This is a genomic window from Blastococcus haudaquaticus (assembly GCF_900230285.1).
GTDB lineage: Bacteria > Actinomycetota > Actinomycetes > Mycobacteriales > Geodermatophilaceae > Blastococcus_B > Blastococcus_B haudaquaticus.
This window is the reverse complement of record NZ_OCNK01000002.1, coordinates 83401-100496: the sequence shown is the minus strand read 5'-3', so window position 1 is coordinate 100496 and position 17096 is coordinate 83401. Positions and strand designations below refer to the sequence as shown.

The window sequence follows — 17096 nt, the reverse complement described above, 5'->3', positions numbered from 1 at the left end:
TCCTGGGTCCGGTCACGCTTCTCCGCAACACGGGTGAGCCTACGGGAGGATCTTCGGCAGAACGTGTCGCACGCGATAGGTTCTTCTGCATCGAACGGGTGAGGCGGGAGAGTCACGTGGGTGGATCGGTCGAGCGGGCCCTCGGGGTGCACCGCGTCCTGGAACCGCGGGACGTGCTGCCGCAGGCGGCGTTGCGTCTGGACGCCGAACCGGCCGTCGGTCCCGACGAGGTGCGGATCGCGGTGCAGCGGCTCAACCTCGACGCCGCGTCGTTCCGCCAGCTCTCGGAGTCCTGCCACGGCGACGGCGACGCCGTCCGCGCGGCCGTCCTGGAGATCGTCGCCAGCCGCGGGAAGATGCAGAACCCGGTGACGGGCTCGGGCGGGATGCTGATCGGTGTCGTCGACGCCGTCGGCCCGGAGTCGCCGCTCGGTCTGGCCGTGGGGCAGCGGGTCGCCACCCTGGTGTCGCTGACCCTCACCCCGCTGCGGATCACCGACGGCCTGACCGGCTGGGACGGCCGCAGCGAGCAGGTGCCGGCCACCGGCACCGCGATCCTCTTCGCCCGGTCGATCGCCGCGGTGCTGCCCGACGACCTGCCCGATCCCGTGTCCCTCGCCGTGCTGGACGTCTGCGGCGCGCCGGCCGCGACCGCCCGCGTGGTGGCGCGGACCGGGGCGCGGTCGGTCGCGGTGCTGGGTGCCGCGGGGAAGTCGGGCTGCCTGTCGCTCGCCGCCGCCCGTGCCGCCGGCGCCTCGCAGCTCACCGGACTGGTCCGGGACGACGCCGAGGCCGCCGCGCTGCGCGCCACCGGACTGGCGGACCGCGTCGTGGTCGCCGACGCGACGGACCCGCTCGCCGTGGCGGCGGCGGTCGGCGCCCCGGCCGACCTCACCGTCGTGTGCGTCGACGTGGCCGGCGCCGAGCACGGGGCCGTCCTGGCGACGGCGGACGGCGGCACCGTGGTCTTCTTCTCCATGGCCACGTCCTTCTCGGCGGCGGCACTGGGCGCGGAGGGGATGGCGGCGGACGTGACGATGCTGGTCGGCAACGGCTACACGCCCGGGCATGCGGCCCTGGCGCTCGACCTCTACCGGCGCACGCCGGGCGTGCGTGCGCTCATCGATCCCCGGGTGCACCTGTGAGCGGGCTTGCGAGCGCACCGAAGGCGGAGCAGCCGAGGGTCAGGCAGCTGACGAGCGCCAGCGAGGAGGCGGAGTGAGCCTCCTGATCACCGACGTGACCGTCGGGGACCGTCCGGGGCGTGCGGTGTCCGTGGTCGACGGCCGCATCGCCTGGCTCGGCGACGCCGCGGACGCCCCGGCGGGGGACCGGGTCATCGCCGGTGCCGGGGCGCTGGTGACGCCGTCCTTCGTCGACGCGCACGTGCACGCCACGGCGACCGGCCTCGCGCTGACCGGCCTCGACCTCCACTCGAGCCTGAGTGTGGCCGATGCGCTGGCCGCTCTCCGCGCGCACGTCGGACGCACGCCGACCGGCATCGTGCTCGGCACCGGCTGGGACGAGACGGGCTGGCCGGAGGGGCGCGGGCTGACCCGCCACGACCTCGACGCCCTCGTGGGGGACCGGCCCGCTTACCTGGCGCGGGTCGACGTGCACTCGGCGACGGTCTCCACGGCCCTGCTCGACCGCATCCCCGGCATCACCGGCCTACCGGGGTACGACCCCGACGGGCAGCTGCGGATCGACGCCCACCACGCTGCCCGCCAGGCGGCCTACGGAGCGGTCGGAGCCGACCAGCGCCGGGCGGCGCAGCGCGCCACCCGCGCAGCCGCCGCGGCGCTGGGCATCGGCAGCCTGCACGAGATGAGCGGCCCGGAGATCGCCGGCGCCGACGACCTGGCCGGCCTCCTGGCCGTGGCGGCGGAGGAGCCGGGCCCCCTGGTGACCGGCTACTGGGGCGAGCTCGCCGAGCGCGGCGGGCTCGACGTCGTGCGCGAGCTCGGCCTCGCCGGTGCCGGCGGCGACCTGTTCTGCGACGGCGCCTTCGGATCGCACACCGCCGCACTGAGCGCCCCCTACGCCGACCGGCCGGACACCTCCGGCGCACTCCGCTTCGAGACCGCCTCCCTCGTCGACCACGTCCGCGCGTGCACGCAGGCATCGATCCAGGCGGGGTTCCACTGCATCGGCGACGCCGCGGTGGGGCAGGTGCTCGACGCGGTCGGCGCCGTGGTCGACCAGCTCGGCGTCGCCGCCGTCCGCGCCTGCCGCCACCGGCTCGAGCACCTGGAGATGTGCGACGACGCCGTGCTGGACCGGATGCGGGCCTGGGGCATGGTCGCCAGCGTGCAGCCGGCGTTCGACGCCGCCTGGGGCGGCGACGCGGGCATGTACGTCGAGCGGCTCGGCCTGGACCGGGCCCTGGCCACGAACCCCTTCGCCGATCTCGCCGACGCCGGCGTGCCGCTCGCCCTCGGCAGCGACGCACCGGTGACCCCGCTGGACCCGTGGGGCGGCGTGCACGCCGCCGTGGACCACCGGACGCCGGGCTCCGGGCTGCGCCCCTTCGACGCGTTCGACGCGCACACCCACGGCGGCTGGTACGCCGCCCGGGCCGAGCACCCCGTCGGACCGCTGGCCGTCGGCGCCCCCGCGCACCTGGCGCTCTGGGCCACCGAACAGACCCTCTCCGCCGTCCTGTCGCAGCGCGCGGTGCCGTCGTGCCGCGGCCTGCTCGTCGACGGCGAGCCGATCGGAGACCTCGCGTGAGCACCCTCGACCTCGACCCGACGCTGGTGGCCCGCGCCCGCGAGCTGGCCGCCCGAGCCGCGCAGCCGGTGATCGACCTGGCCTCCCGGCACACCACCGTGTCGGTCGAGCGGGCGGTGCTCCGGCTCGCCGGCCTGACGGGCACCGACCCGGTGACGGGGGAGGGGAGGCTGGAGGACCGGGTGCCCTGGGCCAACCGGGTCGTCGACGCCGTCCGCGACCAGGTGGGCCTGGAGTCGGGCGCGGCCCTGCCGGTCTGGCACGCCCTCGCCCCCGGCAGGACGCTGCAGCAGCTCGCCGAGGACGTCGGCGCCGGGACGGCACGCTTCGAGATCCCCACCGGCGCGGACGCCGACCGGGCACGCGTGGCCGCCCGGGACGCCGCCGCCGCGGGCATCGCGCGGATCGACGCCAACCGCCGGCGGCGGGAGGAACTGGTCGCCACCCACGGAGACCCGCCCCGCCGTCCCTGGATCTACCTGATCGTGGCGACCGGGGACATCCACGAGGACATCCCGCAGGCCCAGGCGGCCGCCCGGGCCGGGGCCGACGTCATCGCCGTCATCCGCTCGACCGGGCAGTCGCTGCTGGACTACGTGCCCGAGGGCGCCACCCGCACCGGCTACGCGGGCACCTACGCCACCCAGGAGAACTTCCGGCTCATGCGGGCCGCCTTGGACGACGTCAGCGCGGAGCTCGGCCGCTACGTCCGGCTGACCAACTACGCGTCGGGGCTCTGCATGCCGGAGATCGCCGTCCTGGCCGGGCTGGAGCGGCTGGACATGATGCTCAACGACGCCATGTACGGGATCCTCTTCCGCGACATCAATCCGCGGCGCACCTTCGTCGACCAGCGGTTCAGCCGGATGGTGCACGCCCGTGCCGGGATCATCATCAACACCGGCGAGGACAACTACCTCACCACCGCCGACGCCGTCGACGAGGCGCACACCGTCACGGTCAGCCAGCTGCTCAACGAGACGCTGGCCAAGGAGGCCGGCCTCGAGGACTGGCAGCTGGGCCTCGGGCACGCCTTCGAGATCGACCCCGGCGTCCCCGAGTCGTTCCGGCTGGAGCTGGCGCACGCCCTGCTCGCGCGGGGGCTCTTCCCGGACGCGCCGCTGAAGTGGATGCCGCCCACCAAGCACATGACCGGCGACGTGTTCCGCGGCTACCTGCTCGACGGCTTCTTCAACCTCGCCGGGGCGCTCACCGGCCAGGGCATCCTGCTGGTCGGGATGATGACCGAGGCCGTCGTCACCCCGTGGCTGTCCGACCGCGACCTGGCGCTGCGCAACGTCCGCTACGTGCTGAACTCCGCAGGGAACCTCGCGGAGGACTTCGCACCCCCACCGGGCGGTTTCATCGACCGGCGGGCGCACACCGTGCTCAGCGAGGCCGTGGGTCTGCTGGAGAAGATCGCCGACCACCCGGAGGGCCTGATCCAGGCGATCGCCGACGGCACCTTCGGCATCACGAAGCGCCCGGCCGACGGCGGCAAGGGCCTGGACGGCGTCGTCGCCACCGGGCCCGACGCCTACAACCCCGCCCTGGAGCTGCTGGAGGAGGGGGTCTCCCGTGCCTGAGCAGGGCCATAGTGGCCACAAGGGCCCCGCGGGGATCGTGCGGCCGTACGGGGACACCACGGGCGACGGGATGGTGCAGACCTCCTTCACCCTGCCTGTGCCCGCCGGTCCGAAGGCCGAGGGCGCCGCGCTGCAGCTGGCGGACAAGATGGGCATCCGGCCGGCGATGGTCGTGCACAGCCACGCCATCGACAGCGGCTACACCTTCTTCGTCGTGTACGGCAGCGTCCAGCACCTGGTCGACCTCGACGCCGTCGTCGTCGAGGAGCGGGCCTACCCGCTGCTGTCGTCGTCGGAGATCAACGCCGCGATCCGCACCGGGCTGAACCGCAAGCTGGTCGTCCTGGGCGCGTGCATCGGCACCGACGCCCACACGGTCGGCATCGACGCGATCCTCAACGTCAAGGGCTTCGCCGGGGAGAAGGGCCTGGAGTACCTGCGCGAGATGGCCGTGACGAATCTCGGCGCGCAAGTGACGGTGCCCGAGCTCGTCGCCAGGGCGCGCGCCGCCCGTGCCGACGCCGTCCTGGTCTCGCAGGTGGTCACCCAGAAGGACGCGCACCTGCGCAACACCCGGGAGCTCGCCGCCGCCTTCCGCGAGGCGATGGGGGAGTCGCGCCCGCTGCTGGTCGTGGGTGGCCCGCGCTTCGACCCGGCGATGGCGACCGACCTCGGTGTCGACAAGGTCTTCGGCCGGGGGACGACCCCCGGAGAGGTGGCCAGCTACCTGGTCCACGCACTGGTGAAGGAGCCCGCATGACCGAGCCCGACCCCCGCGATGACTCCCGTCTGGGGCTGACCGTCACCCACCGCCGGTACGTCCCGTACGCCCACGCCCACTACGGCGGCGCCCTGGTCGACGGCGCCTACACGCTCGGCCTCTTCGGCGACGTGGCCACCGAGGTCGCGATCGTGATGGACGGCGACGAGGGCCTGCTGGCCGGCTACTCGGAGGTGTCCTTCCTCGGTCCGGTCCGTGCCGGCGACGTCCTGGAGGCCACCTGCGAGGTGGTCCGGATCGGCCGCCGCAGCCGCGAACTGCGCTGCACGGCCCGGGTCGTGGCGCGGGCCGAGCCGGAGCGCGGGCCGTCGGCCGCGGCGGTCCTCGACCCGCCCCTCCCGGTGGTGGAGGCGACGGCGACGCTCGTCGTCCCGACCCCTTGACGGCGCGATAACGATTCAGTCACAGTAGCTCCCGCAGTCACCGCAGGTACACGCGCAGCAGCGTGCAGTTCCTACAGTCGCTGCAGTTCCATTCGGGGGCACCGTGATGCGCTCCTCCGGATCGAGCCGCGACGCCCTCCGGTCATCCCGGGTCGAGGGAGCGCGCGGCCCGGGTCGGAGACGTGCGGATCGGCCACTCCGGCGGGGCCTGCTCGGATCCGCGTCATCAGACAACGGTCGAGCCGATCGCGACCAGCGACCGGCCGTCCGGCCCGAAGATGCGGAGACGGCGCGGAGCACCTGCTGGCCCGCCGACCCGGATGGATGACGGACCGGCGGCAAACGTGCGCCGGATGGGATGCTGGGTCAGGACCGCAGCCGACGGCGCGGCGGTCCGGACCCCGTCCGACCGGCTCGGGGGAGTGACCGGTACCCGGGTGACCACCCCGGGCGCCGGAGCCGTTCCGGGAGGCTGTGGGTGTCGGCAGGGGCAGGGGCGCCGGCAGGAGCAGGGGAGCCGGCGGTCGGCACGCTGCCGCGGCCGAACCCGCCGACCACGTGGGCCGCCCGGCCCGCGGCCCGGTCCCGATGGCCCTGGCGCACCCTCCTCGCGGTGGCCGGAGGGCTCGTCCTCGTCCTGGCGTTCCCGGGCTACGACCTGGTGGGCCTGGCGGTCCTCGGCCCGGCCGCGCTGGCCCTCGCCGTGCACGGCCAGCGACTGCGCTCCGGACTGTGGCTGGGGCTCGCGTTCGGTCTCGCGTTCTTCGTCCCGCTGCTGTCCTGGACGGGCATCTACGTCGGCTCCTTCCCGTGGCTGGCGCTCGCCGGCTGGGAGGCCGTGCACCTCGCCCTGCTGGGCGGCGCCACCGCCCTCACCTCCCGGCTGCGCCTCTGGCCGGTCTGGACGGCGGCCCTGTGGGTGGCCGACGAGGCCCTGCGCGGGCGGTTCGTCCTGGACGGCTTCCCGTGGGGCCGGCTCGGCTTCAGCCAGACCGAGGGACCGCTGCTGGCCCTCGCCGCGTACGGCGGCGTCCCGTTGGTCACCTTCGCCGTCGCCCTCGTCGGCGCGCTGCTGGCCGCAGCCGTGCTCGCCCTCCTCCGGGCCCGGCGAGAGGCTGGAACGACCGCGCTGCAGGTGCCCGCCGCGAGCCTGCGAGCGGTGGGGGGCAGCGTGGTCCTTCTCCTGGCCGTGCCGCTCGTGGGCATGCTCGCGTGGCTCCCGCTGCCCGGCAGCTCGCTCACCGCGGGCGGACCCGCCTCGACGGTGGCCGTGATCCAGGGCGACGTGCCCCGCGCCGGGCTGGACTTCAACGCCCAGCGGCGGGCGGTCCTCGACAACCACGTGCAGCGGACCCTCGAGCTCGCGGAGGCCGTCGCGGCGGGGAAGGAGCCGCAGCCCGACGTCGTCGTGTGGCCGGAGAACAGCTCCGACATCGACCCGTACACGAACGCCGATGCCGCGCGCCAGATCGACCGGGCGGCCAGCGCCGTCAGCGCGCCGATCCTGGTCGGCGCCGTCGTCGAGGGGCCGGGGGAGAACCTCAGCAACACCGCGATCGTCTGGGACCCCGAGGAGGGGCCGGGCGACACCTACGTCAAACGGCACCCGGTCCCGCTGGCCGAGTACGTGCCCGCACGCGACTTCTTCCGGTTCTTCAGCGACAAGGTCGACCTCGTCCGGCGGGACTTCATCGCCGGCGACGAGGTCGGCGTGCTGGACATCGGCGGCACCCGGCTCGGCGACCTCATCTGCTTCGAGGTCGTCTACGACGGCCTGGTGCACGACGTCGTCGACGACGGCGCCGGGATGATCGTGGTCCAGACGAACAACGCGACCTTCGGGTACACCGACGAGAGCGCCCAGCAGCTGGCCATGAGCCGGCTGCGGGCCGTGGAGTTCGGGCGGACCGTCGTCGTGGCGGCGACCAGCGGCATCTCGGCCATCGTGGCGCCCGACGGCTCGATCACCGAGTCCTCGCAGCTCTTCACCCCCGACGTCTTCGTCGAAGACATCGCCCAGCGGAGCTCCGCCACCGTCGCCCAGCGGATCGGCGCCGCGCCCGAGTGGGCCCTGACGGCGGTGGGGGCCGGGGCGCTCGTCGTCGCCCTCGGCCTGCGGCGGCGGGCGGCGCGGTGACCGACCGGGTGCTGGTCGTCGTCCCGACCTTCAACGAGGTGGAGAACCTCGAGGCGATCCTCGACCGGCTGCACGCGAGCGTTCCCGAGGCGCACGCCCTGGTCGTCGACGACGGGTCGCCGGACGGCACCGGTGAGCTCGCCGAGAAGCTCGCCGCGGCCGACGACCGCGTCCACGTCCTGCGCCGCACCGCCAAGCTGGGTCTCGGCCGGGCGTACGTCGCCGGCTTCGCGTGGGGACGGGAGCGCGGCTACGACGTGCTGGTCGAGATGGACGCGGACGGCTCGCACGCCCCCGAGCAACTGCCCGACCTGCTGGCCGCCCTGGGCACGGCCGACCTGGCCCTGGGGTCGCGCTACGTGCCCGGGGGAGCGGTGACGGACTGGCCGGCGCACCGCCTGCTCCTGTCGCGCATGGGCAACCGCTACACCCGCTGGGCGCTGCGGCTGCCGCTGAGCGACGCCACCGGCGGGTACCGGGCGGCGCGCGCGGAGCTGATCGACCGGCTGCCCTTCGGCGACGTCGCCAGTCAGGGGTACTGCTTCCAGGTCGACTGGGCCTGGCGGGCGGTCCGGGCGGGGGCGACCGTCGTGGAGGTGCCGATCACGTTCACCGAACGTGCCTTCGGCAGGAGCAAGATGAGCGGCTGGATCGTTAGGGAGGCATTGGTACGGGTCACCGTGTGGGGCCTGCGGGACCGGCTGGCCGACTGGCTGCCGGGCCGCGTGCGCCGTCCGGTACCGGCGCGAGCCGGCCGCAGAGAGGCAGAACAGCATGAGTGACACCGTGGGGCGCCGGATCCGGATGGTCGCCGGGCTGCTGGTACTGGCCGAGCTGGTCGTCTACGTGCTCGTGGCGCAGTGGATCGGCGTCGGCTGGACGATCCTGGCCACGCTGGCGACCAGCGTGCTCGGCTGGGTGCTGCTGGCCCGCCAGGGCACCAAGGCGCTCGCCGACCTCCGCGAGCGAGCCCGCACCCGCCGCTCGCCCGGGACGGAACTGGGCAACGCGGGGCTGGTCGCCGCCGGGGGCCTGCTCATGGTCCTGCCCGGCTTCATCGGCGATGTGGTGGGCCTGCTCTGCCTGCTGCCGGGCACGCGGAACCTGGTGCGCGGCGCCCTCACCCGGCTCGTGGTCGCCCGTCTGCCGGATGCCCTCCGGCCTCCGGTGCGGGTGGAGAGCGTCCGGACCGCCGAGGTGCCCCGCGCCGCTGACGACGTCCCGCCCCACGGCTCCGGCAGCACCCGCCTGGTCATCGAGGGCGAGGTCGTGCGCGGCCCCGACGGGCGCCCGCTGACCTGACGGCGGACGCAGAACGGCCCCGGTGGATCGCTCCACCGGGGCCGTTCGGGTACTGCTGTGGGTCAGCTGGCGCGGGTCCGCCGGCCGCGGAGCACGTCGAGGCGCTCGGCGAGCACCTCTTCGAGGTCCTCCACGGAACGACGCTCGAGCAGCATGTCCCAGTGGGTGCGCGGGGGCTTGACCTTCTTGGGTGCCGGCTCAGCGCCGCCGACCAGCTTCGCCGCCGAACCGTCGAACTTGCACTCCCAGGTGTCGGGGAGCTCGGCGTCGTCGGCGAAGGGCACCGTGAACAGGTGACCAGACGCGCAGCGGTACTCGGCGTACTGCCGGTCGATCGGTGCGGTGTTCCGCTCCGTCTCGTAGCTGACGCTGCCCAATCGGCTGCCGCGCAGGGAACGCTCGCCCATGGCACACCGTCCTCTCGTTCGTGGTGTCGGTCGCGACTCGATGTCCAGCTGCCGGGGGCCATACCCACGGATCAAGGAGTCACTGAGATGAACGACAGAAATCACGGAAGGATTCCGTCGAACCAGTGAGGAATCATCGCATGGGGGCAGATCAGGCGCCCGGGTGCCCCTCGGAGGGGTGAGCCCCGCGATGCCCGGGCCGTCAGGACAGCGCCAACTGGCCCGGTCCGGCCGGGGTGGGGCCCAGTTCACCGCGCACGTAGTGCCTCCGGCAGAGCACCTGGTAGCGGACGGCGGGGGAGGCCGAACCGCTCCCGGGCAGCTCGGCCGGTGCCGTGTCGGCGACCACGACGGTCTCGCCCGACCGCACCATCGCCCCGTCGACCACCCGGGCGTTGAGCAGCCCGGGGAGGCCGCACCAGCACAGGACCTCCACCTGCACCCGCTGCACGTCGTCGGCGACCTCCAGCAGCCGCTGGGTGCCCGGGAACAGCCGGGTGCGGAAGTCGGTGGTGAGCCCGAACGCGTAGACGTCGACGTGCCACTCGTCGACCAGCTGGGCGAGCTGGTCGACCTGCGCGGAGGTGAGGAACTGGGCCTCGTCGACGATCAGGTAGTCCACCCGCACACCCGCCCGCCAGCGGTCGCGGACCAGCCGGCGCAGGTCCGTGTCCTCGCCGATCTCGGTCGCCTCCCGGGAGAGGCCCACCCGCGAGCTGATCTGCGGCGCGGCCGAGCGGTCTCCCTGGGTCACCAGCAGCCCGTGCCGCCCCTGCCGGCTGTGGTTGTGGTCCACCTGCAGCGCGAGGGTCGACTTCCCGCAGTCCATCGGGCCGTGGAAGAACCGCAGGTGCGCCGGTGCCGGATGGCGCCGCCGGTCGCCGGACGCCGGCACGGAGGAGAGGCCGGGCACGGGGGAGGGGGCATCCGCGGGATCCTGGGCGGACACGGTCACAGGCGCTCCGGTGGGGTGTTGCCGGCCGCCACGACGGCGCGTCGCAGCGGCAGCGCGGCCAGGGCGATGAACCCGGCCACGAAGAAGACGACGAGGCTGACGATCGCCAGCCGGTAGGACCCGGTCAGCTGGTAGGTGAGCCCGAAGGCCAGCGGCCCGAGCCAGCTGGTGCCACGGTCGCTGATCTCGTAGAAGCCGTAGTACTCGGCCTCCTTGCCCGCCGGGATGAGCTGGCTGAACAGCGACCGGGAGAGCGCCTGGGTGCCGCCCTGCACGAGGCCGATGACCGCCGCCAGGGCGTAGAACTGGGCGACCGCCCCGGTCTGCAGGAAGAACGCGGCGAACAGCACCCCGATCCAGGCCACCAGCGCGCCGAGGATCACCCGCTTCGCGCCGTAGCGGCCGGCCATCCGGCCGAGCCCCAGCGCCCCGAAGATGGCGACGACCTGCACCATGAGGATGGCGCCGGTGAGCACGTCCTGGCTGAGGTCCAGCTCCTCGGTGGCGTAGGTCGCCGACAGCGAGATGACGGTCTGCACGCCGTCGTTGAAGAGCAGGTAGGCGCCGAGGAACCACAGGGTCAGCGGGAACGCGCGCATGTCCCGGAACGTGGACGCCAGCTGCCGGAAGCTGCTGCCCGACCGGGCCACGGACGCCGCGACGGGCCGGTTGCGCAGGCGGGAGACGGAGAACAGCGTGAACGCTCCCCACCACAGGCCGGCGGTGGCCAGGCAGATGCGCACGGCCTCCCCGGTGGTCAGGCCCAGGTCCTCCGCGGCGACCACGAGCCCCAGGTGGACGGCGAGCAGCAGCGCGCCGCCGACGTAGCCGAAGGCCCATCCCTTGCTCGACACGGCGTCGCGGTCGTCGGGCCCGGCCAGGTCGGGCAGCCACGAGTAGTAGACGACGGTGGCGGCACCGAAGGCGATGTTGGCCACGACGAACAGCACGGCGCCCAGCAGCCAGCGGCCGTCGCCGACGAAGAACATGGCCGTGGTGGCCAGGGCGCCGAGGATCGCGAAGCCGGTGAGCATCTCGCGCTTGCGGCCGGTGCGGTCGGCGACGGCGCCGGTCAGCGGGAGCACGAGCACCTGCAGGATCACCGACGCCGACAGCACGTAGGAGAACCAGCTGCCGGCCGCGATCGACAGCCCCAGGAAGGACAGCCGCTCGTCGGGTCCGGCGGCGTCCCGGGCGATCGCGGTGAGGTACGGGCCGAGGAAGACCGTCGTCACCGAGGTGTTGAAGACCGACATCGCCCAGTCGTAGGAGTACCACCCGAACCGCTCGCGCTTCACGGCGCTGTCGTCGGTCGGGCCGCCGGGAGGGTCGGCGGCCCCGGCTCCGGTGGCGGGCGTCGCGGTGGTCACGGGCGCAGGTTCCCAGCCGCCGGACGGCCGGTCCAGCACCGAGCCGGGACGGTCACGGAATGTCCTCCGGAACCACACCACCGGGGTACGCGGCCACGGCCGTCGTCGGCCGGGTCGGGTCGTCGAACGCCGGCCGGTCCCGCTCACCCGCCCGCAGCGGCACGAGCCCGCGGGTGATCGCGGCCGCGATGCGGTAGCGCGCCCGGTTGGCGTCGCCGACCCGGCCCATCTGCAGGTCGTCCAGCCGCACCGGCGTCCCGAGGTGCACCTGCAGCCGGGGACGCCGCAGCACCGCCCGCGCCGCGGTGCGCAGCTTCCCCCAGTCGTTGCCGTACTGGAGGACCTCGTGCGCCCCCCACTGGCTGACGGGGATGACCGGGACACCCAGGCCGAGGGCGAGGCGCGCCATGCCGGTCCGGCCCCGCTCCGGCCACGCGTCCGGCGCCAGGCCGACCCGCCCCTCGGGGTAGGCGACGACGTGCCCACCGGAGACGAGGGCGACCTCGGTGACCCGTACCGCGTGGCGGGCGAGCTCCGTGCCTCGCTCGACCCGGATGGCGCCGGTCCGTTCCAGCAGCGGGCCGACCACGGGCGCGGAGAGGATCCCGCCGGTCGCCATGATGCGTGGCGTCACGCCGGCCTTGTGCAGGGCGACCGCGACGACGAACGGGTCGAAGTCGCCGATGTGGTTGGCGGCCAGGAGCAAGGGCCCGTCCCGGAGCCCGTCCTCGACGCCGCCGGTGACCTCGACCCGACCGAAGATGCCCACGAGCCACGAGAAACGGCGCAGCACGAACAGCCAGAACCACCAGGGTGGTGCCGCCGCGATGGCCAGCTCCCGGGCGAACCAGTCGGGGTCGTCCGACCGGAGCAGTCGGGCGAGGTCCTCGGGCAGGGCCGGTGGGCGCGGGTGCCAGGTGCGCAGTCGCTCGCCGAGGCTCACCGCGGGGACCACTGGCCGCGCTTCTCCAGCAGCTCCCGGAGCATGGCCGGCCGGTCCGTCATGACGCCGTCGACGCCGAGATCCAGCATCCGGGAGGCCTCCGGCTCGGTGTCGACCGTCCACACGTGCACCTGCAGCCCGCGCGCATGGGCGGCGGCGAGGAACCGCTCGTCGACCAGGGCCCGCCCGCCCAGCTGGAGCGGCACCTGCGCGCACCCGGCCTGGATGCGCACCAGCCCCGCTGCCCTGGGGGAGTAGGAGGACAGCCGGAGCGCCGCCACCCCGCGCGGGCCGAGGGACGTGCACACCGACGGGCCGAACAGCCGCCGGGCCGCGGCGATGCGGGCGTCGGAGAACGACCCGAGGCAGATGCGGTCGGCGACCCCCAGCCGCCGGACCGTGCGCACCAACGGCGCCAGCACGCCGGCGGCCTTGATGTCGAGGTTGAACCGCACGTCGGGCCAGGCGCCGAGCAGGTCCTCCAGGCGCAGGATCGGCTCGCGGCCCCCGATGCGGGCCTGCGAGACCTCGGCCCAGGACAGGTGCTCCACCCGCCCCGTCAGGTCGGTGACCCGCTCGAGGGTGGGGTCGTGGAAGACGACGAGGACGCCGTCGGCGGTGACCCGGACGTCGGTCTCCAGGTACCGGTACCCGAGGTCCACGCACGCCTGGAAGGCCGGCATCGTGTTCTCGAGGTGCTCGATGGCGCCGCCGCGGTGCGCCATCGCCAACGGCGTGGGCCCGTCGAGATAGGCGTAATGCGCGGCGGGCACGCCGTCCACGCTAGTGGCACCCCCCGACGCCGGCGCGGGGCCCCGGATCCCGCCGGGGAGAGCCGTGATCAGCTGCGGAGCACCGCGTCGGCCATGCGCTCGACGATGGTCGTCAGCACCGGCCGGGGCGTGGCGAGGTTGAGCCGCACGTGCCCGGCGCCCGGTGCCCCGCACTCGGGTCCGTCCACCATGGCCACGCCTGCCTGCTGGAGGAAGAACGCGCCCGGCGACGCGGGCAGGTCCAGGGCGCGGCAGTCGAGCCAGGCCAGGTACGTGCCCTCGGGCGGGGTCCAGCGGACGCCGGGGAGCCGCTCCGTGAGCAGCGCGCCGAGGTGCTCCCGGTTGCCGTCCAGGTACGCCAGGACGCCGTCCAGCCAGGGGCCGCCGTCGTCGTAGGCGGCCGTGCTGGCCAGCACGCCGGGCGTCGAGGCACCGTGCGTGGCCAGGAAGCCGACCCGCTCCCAGTGGGCGGCGTCCTCGTCGTTGCTCAGGAGCAGCTGCGCCGCCTTGAGGCCCGGCAGGTTCCACGCCTTCGACGCCGACGTGGCCGTCACCGTGTGCCGGGCCGTCGCCGCCGACAAGGAGGCGTAGGGGCGGTGGGCCGCCCCCGGGAGCACCAGCGGGGCGTGGATCTCGTCGGCGAAGACCCGGACGCCGGCCGCCTCGACCACGTCCGCGAGGGCCAGCTGCTCCTCGGCGCCGAACACCCGCCCGAGCGGGTTGTGCGGGTTCACGTGCACGAACAGCTGCCCGCCGCGACCGAAGGCGGCGGCGGTCGCGTCCAGGTCGTAGGCCATCCGGCCGTGCCGCTCGACCATGGGGACCTGGATGAGCTCCCGGCCCATCAGCCCCGGGACGGCCAGGAACGGCATGTACGCGGGCGTGGGGAGCACGACCGCGCCACCGGGCGGGGTGAAGTGCTCGATGGCGGCCTGGAGACCCGCGACGACGTCGGCGAGCGGCGTGATGCGGTGCGGAGGCACCTCCCAGCCGTACCGTCGCCGCTGCCACCCGGAGCAGGCCCGGGCCATGTCCTCGGCGGCCTCGCTGGTCAGGTAGCCCAGCCGGCCGCGGTCGACGGCCTCGTGGAGCGCCGTGGTGACCGCCGGTGCGGTACCGAAGTCCATCTCGGCGACGAAGGCCCCGATCGCCGGCCCGTAGCGCGTCCACTTCAGGCTGCCGGCGGCCCGCAGCGAGTCCTCGGAGAGGGCGTCGAAGCCGAGCGGGGAGTCGGTGTCGTCCATGTGATGCGCCTTCCGTCGTCGCGGATCGAGCGTTCACCGCCCGTTCGCTGTGGCGTGTCCCCGGGAGCTGTCGTCCCGGGCGTCTACCGTGCGAAGACGTGGCAGAACGACACGCAGCAGGCACGCTCACCGAGACGCCGATGTCGCCGATCCCGAACCGGGGGAGCGACGAGCAACGGCGCTGCGGATGGTGCCGCCGGGTCCTGCCGTCCCAGGGATCCGTCGGCCGGCCCCGCCTGTACTGCGGGCAGGCCTGTCGTCAGCGCGCGTACGAGCAGCGCTCCGCCACGGCGAAGGCCGGCCTGCCCGGCGACGTCGTCCTGGTGTCGCGCAACGAGCTGGACGGGCTGCAGGACCGGCTGTACCAGCTCCGCTGCGCGCTCGAGGACGCCCAGACCCTGCTGACCGAGAAGCCGACCAAGGCCGAACTGGAACGGCAGCTCGCCGAGCTGGTGCGCTCCACGGGTCGGCTGGACCGGCTCTGGGTCAGCGAGCGCGCCGGCTGACCCGGATCAGTCCGGGTCCTGCTGGTCGTCGCCGTCGTCCTCGTCGTTCGGCTCCTGGTTGCTGTTGTCCGGCAGGTTCTCGCGGTCCGACTCCTCGTCGCTGACGTCGCTGCCGCCGGAGTTCTCGCTGTCGTCGGTCGTTCCGTCGTTCTGCCCCTGGCCGGCCGACTCGCAGGCGGTCATCGTGACGCCACCGCCGAAGAGCGCCAAGGCGGTGAACAGAGTGGCGATCGGGCGTCGGAGTTGCATGACCCGACCCTACGAACACTCGGCCGTCGGCGCCCGTCGAGCCGCCCACATCACCGTCATTACGTCACCGTGACGTAATGACGGTGATGTGGGCGGACCAGGGAGGCGGGAACCGGTGGCGCCCTGAGCGTCGACGGGCGACCAGGACGGCGCCGAACGTCCGAACCAAGATCAACCAATGCAAGATCAACTCGGACAAGATCAACTCATGGGGGAGTCGTCCACCGGAGTGGCGGGGTCTGCGACCGTCAGGGTCGGTCGCCGAACTCCCGCATCACGCTGGAGGTCCCGCGTCGCGCTGTGGCTGCCAGGTGCGCCGTCCTGGCGGCGGCCGCGCGGGCCGGCGCAGCGCGTCGACATCGCGCACAGGTGGAGGATGGTCGAACGGGACGGTGACTGATGATCATGGCCCGGGACGAGCCCCTTCCGACGCTCGTCCGCGTGCGCCGATAATGCACATTATGTCAACTCATCGTTCGTCGGCGGGCAGCGCGGCCCCTCCCCGGCGACTCAGCCGGTGAACGAGACGTCCGCGGTCGCGGCGACCCGTGCGGTTCGGCCGGGCGCCGCCTGGTAGCCCCAGTAGAGGTTCGTGTGCGCGACGACCTGCTCGGGCGCCGGTGCTCCCCAGGCGCTCTGGTCCTCCGTCGTGTGCGCGTCGCCGACCAGCGTGACGTCGTAGCCCCGGGTGAACGCGCCGTGGATGGTCGACCGGATGCACGCGTCGCTCTGCGCGCCCGCGACGACCAGGTGGCCCACTCCTGCCTGCGCCAGCGTCTGCTCCAGGTCGGTGCCCTCGAAGGAGTCGCCGAAGTTCTTGTGCACCAGCGGCTCGCCGGGATCCGGGTCGAGCTCGGGGACCAGTTCCCAGCCGGCGCTCCCCTGCTCGAGGTGCTCGTCGGAGTGCTGGACCCAGACGACCGGCACGCGGTGCGCCCGCGCCCGGCCCACCAGCGTGCCGATGTTGGCCACCACGTCGTCGCGTCGGTGGGCTCCGCCCACCACGTCGTTCTGCACGTCGATGACCAGGAGCGCGGTGTTCGGACGATCGGAGATCGTGGTCATGCCGGCAGCCTAGGAGCAGCCACCGCCCGTGTGCGGACAGGCCGCAGACTGGTGCCCATGCCGCGCACCTGGTCCCACGTCGGCCGCTGCTGGACCAACGGCGAGCCCTTCCTGGCGCTCGACGCCGATCTCCTCGGCGAGTGGTTCGGCATGAGCGGCGGCGCCTACGAGCGGCTCGTCCCGGACCTCTCCTACGAGAAGACCAGCGTTCCCATCGGGCGCGGCTCGGCGGCGCTCGTCCTCACCGACGGGGACGTCGGTGACGAGGGCTGGCTCGAGGTCTTCCGCGACGACGACGGCGCGATCGCGATCATCCAGGCCGGTGGACCCGACTACCCCGGCATCCTCGGCGCCGCGCTCGCCCATCCCACCGACGACGACGAGGACGGCGACTCCCTGTCGGTACCGACCGGGCGTCTCGCGCTGATCAGCGCCGCGCTCGACGGCTGGGGCCCGGACGGCGCTCCCCTGGCGCCCGAGTCCTCGGGCCCGGCCCCGACGTCGTCCGAGTACGACGCAGCGGCCGACGACGCCGGCGGTCCGCTCCTGCGCGTCCTGCCCGGGACCTACCGGTTGTCCATCCGCTGGATGGTGGAGCTCGACGACGAGTCGGCCTTCGCCCGCTGGCTCCTCACCCCGGCCTGACTCCGGGCCGGGCGCCG

At 73.9% G+C, this 17096-nt stretch carries 18 protein-coding genes; 10 read left to right on the top strand and 8 right to left on the bottom strand.

The features are described 5' to 3' along the window. Positions 1–116: 116 nt before the first annotated feature. From kdd to CRP30_RS07050, 8 genes are all read left to right on the top strand, one after another. Positions 117–1145, top strand: a complete 1029-nt coding sequence (gene kdd / locus CRP30_RS07085; RefSeq protein WP_097183276.1) for an L-erythro-3,5-diaminohexanoate dehydrogenase — start codon at positions 117–119, stop codon at positions 1143–1145. Between the two features lie 73 nt (positions 1146–1218). Then, positions 1219–2733 (top strand): amidohydrolase, encoded by a 1515-nt coding sequence (locus CRP30_RS07080; protein WP_235003241.1) that lies wholly within the window; start codon positions 1219–1221, stop codon positions 2731–2733. Then, entirely contained in the window at positions 2730–4319 is a 1590-nt protein-coding gene (gene kamD, locus CRP30_RS07075) for a lysine 5,6-aminomutase subunit alpha (RefSeq protein ID WP_097183274.1), read from the top strand. Before CRP30_RS07080 ends, kamD begins: the two co-directional genes overlap by 4 nt. Continuing rightward, complete coding sequence (gene kamE / locus CRP30_RS07070; RefSeq protein ID WP_235003240.1) at positions 4312–5079, top strand: lysine 5,6-aminomutase subunit beta; 768 nt, start codon at positions 4312–4314, stop codon at positions 5077–5079. Before kamD ends, kamE begins: the two co-directional genes overlap by 8 nt. Next, complete coding sequence (kal, locus tag CRP30_RS07065) at positions 5076–5483, top strand: 3-aminobutyryl-CoA ammonia lyase (protein ID WP_097183273.1); 408 nt, start codon at positions 5076–5078, stop codon at positions 5481–5483. Before kamE ends, kal begins: the two co-directional genes overlap by 4 nt. A 613-nt stretch (positions 5484–6096) precedes the next feature. Then, a complete protein-coding gene (lnt, locus tag CRP30_RS07060; RefSeq protein ID WP_235003239.1) occupies positions 6097–7620 on the top strand; it encodes an apolipoprotein N-acyltransferase in 1524 nt (507 codons plus the stop codon). Beyond that, complete coding sequence (locus tag CRP30_RS07055) at positions 7617–8402, top strand: polyprenol monophosphomannose synthase (protein WP_200814596.1); 786 nt, start codon at positions 7617–7619, stop codon at positions 8400–8402. The genes lnt and CRP30_RS07055 overlap by 4 nt, the downstream gene beginning before the upstream one ends. Next, positions 8395–8922, top strand: coding sequence for an FxsA family protein (locus CRP30_RS07050; protein ID WP_097183271.1), 528 nt, complete (start codon positions 8395–8397; stop codon positions 8920–8922). Before CRP30_RS07055 ends, CRP30_RS07050 begins: the two co-directional genes overlap by 8 nt. A gap of 62 nt (positions 8923–8984) precedes the next feature. Here the strand turns inward: CRP30_RS07050 and CRP30_RS07045 are convergent, their stop codons facing one another. The 6 genes from CRP30_RS07045 to CRP30_RS07020 form a co-directional block, all read right to left on the bottom strand. After that, positions 8985–9329, bottom strand: coding sequence for an RNA polymerase-binding protein RbpA (locus CRP30_RS07045; RefSeq protein ID WP_097183270.1), 345 nt, complete (start codon positions 9327–9329; stop codon positions 8985–8987). A gap of 202 nt (positions 9330–9531) precedes the next feature. Then, positions 9532–10284, bottom strand: a complete 753-nt coding sequence (locus tag CRP30_RS07040) for a thymidine kinase (RefSeq protein ID WP_097183269.1) — start codon at positions 10282–10284, stop codon at positions 9532–9534. After that, a complete protein-coding gene (locus tag CRP30_RS07035) occupies positions 10281–11654 on the bottom strand; it encodes an MFS transporter (RefSeq protein ID WP_235003238.1) in 1374 nt (457 codons plus the stop codon). Before CRP30_RS07035 ends, CRP30_RS07040 begins: the two co-directional genes overlap by 4 nt. Positions 11655–11706: 52 nt before the next feature. Continuing rightward, positions 11707–12597, bottom strand: a complete 891-nt coding sequence (locus CRP30_RS07030) for a lysophospholipid acyltransferase family protein (protein WP_097184028.1) — start codon at positions 12595–12597, stop codon at positions 11707–11709. Beyond that, on the bottom strand, positions 12594–13370 hold the full coding sequence (locus CRP30_RS07025) for a glycerophosphodiester phosphodiesterase family protein (protein ID WP_097184027.1): 777 nt from the start codon (positions 13368–13370) through the stop codon (positions 12594–12596). The genes CRP30_RS07030 and CRP30_RS07025 overlap by 4 nt, the downstream gene beginning before the upstream one ends. 68 nt (positions 13371–13438) lie before the next feature. After that, positions 13439–14614: a MalY/PatB family protein gene (locus CRP30_RS07020; protein ID WP_097183268.1), complete on the bottom strand. Its 1176-nt coding sequence runs from the start codon at positions 14612–14614 to the stop codon at positions 13439–13441. A gap of 98 nt (positions 14615–14712) precedes the next feature. Here CRP30_RS07020 and CRP30_RS07015 point away from each other — a divergent pair, with 98 nt between their 5' ends. Next, positions 14713–15120 carry a hypothetical protein gene (locus CRP30_RS07015; protein WP_235003237.1) on the top strand — a complete coding sequence of 136 codons (408 nt, stop codon included), beginning with the start codon at positions 14713–14715 and terminating at the stop codon, positions 15118–15120. A 6-nt stretch (positions 15121–15126) separates the two neighbouring features. On the opposite strand, the gene CRP30_RS07010 is transcribed toward CRP30_RS07015, so the two are convergent. Further along, positions 15127–15369, bottom strand: coding sequence for a hypothetical protein (locus CRP30_RS07010; protein ID WP_097183267.1), 243 nt, complete (start codon positions 15367–15369; stop codon positions 15127–15129). A 510-nt stretch (positions 15370–15879) separates the two neighbouring features. Further along, positions 15880–16434 carry a cysteine hydrolase family protein gene (locus CRP30_RS07005; RefSeq protein WP_097183266.1) on the bottom strand — a complete coding sequence of 185 codons (555 nt, stop codon included), beginning with the start codon at positions 16432–16434 and terminating at the stop codon, positions 15880–15882. A gap of 57 nt (positions 16435–16491) precedes the next feature. On the opposite strand from CRP30_RS07005, the gene CRP30_RS07000 reads away from it, so the two are divergent. Then, positions 16492–17079 (top strand): hypothetical protein, encoded by a 588-nt coding sequence (locus CRP30_RS07000; protein ID WP_097183265.1) that lies wholly within the window; start codon positions 16492–16494, stop codon positions 17077–17079. Positions 17080–17096 lie beyond the last annotated feature (17 nt).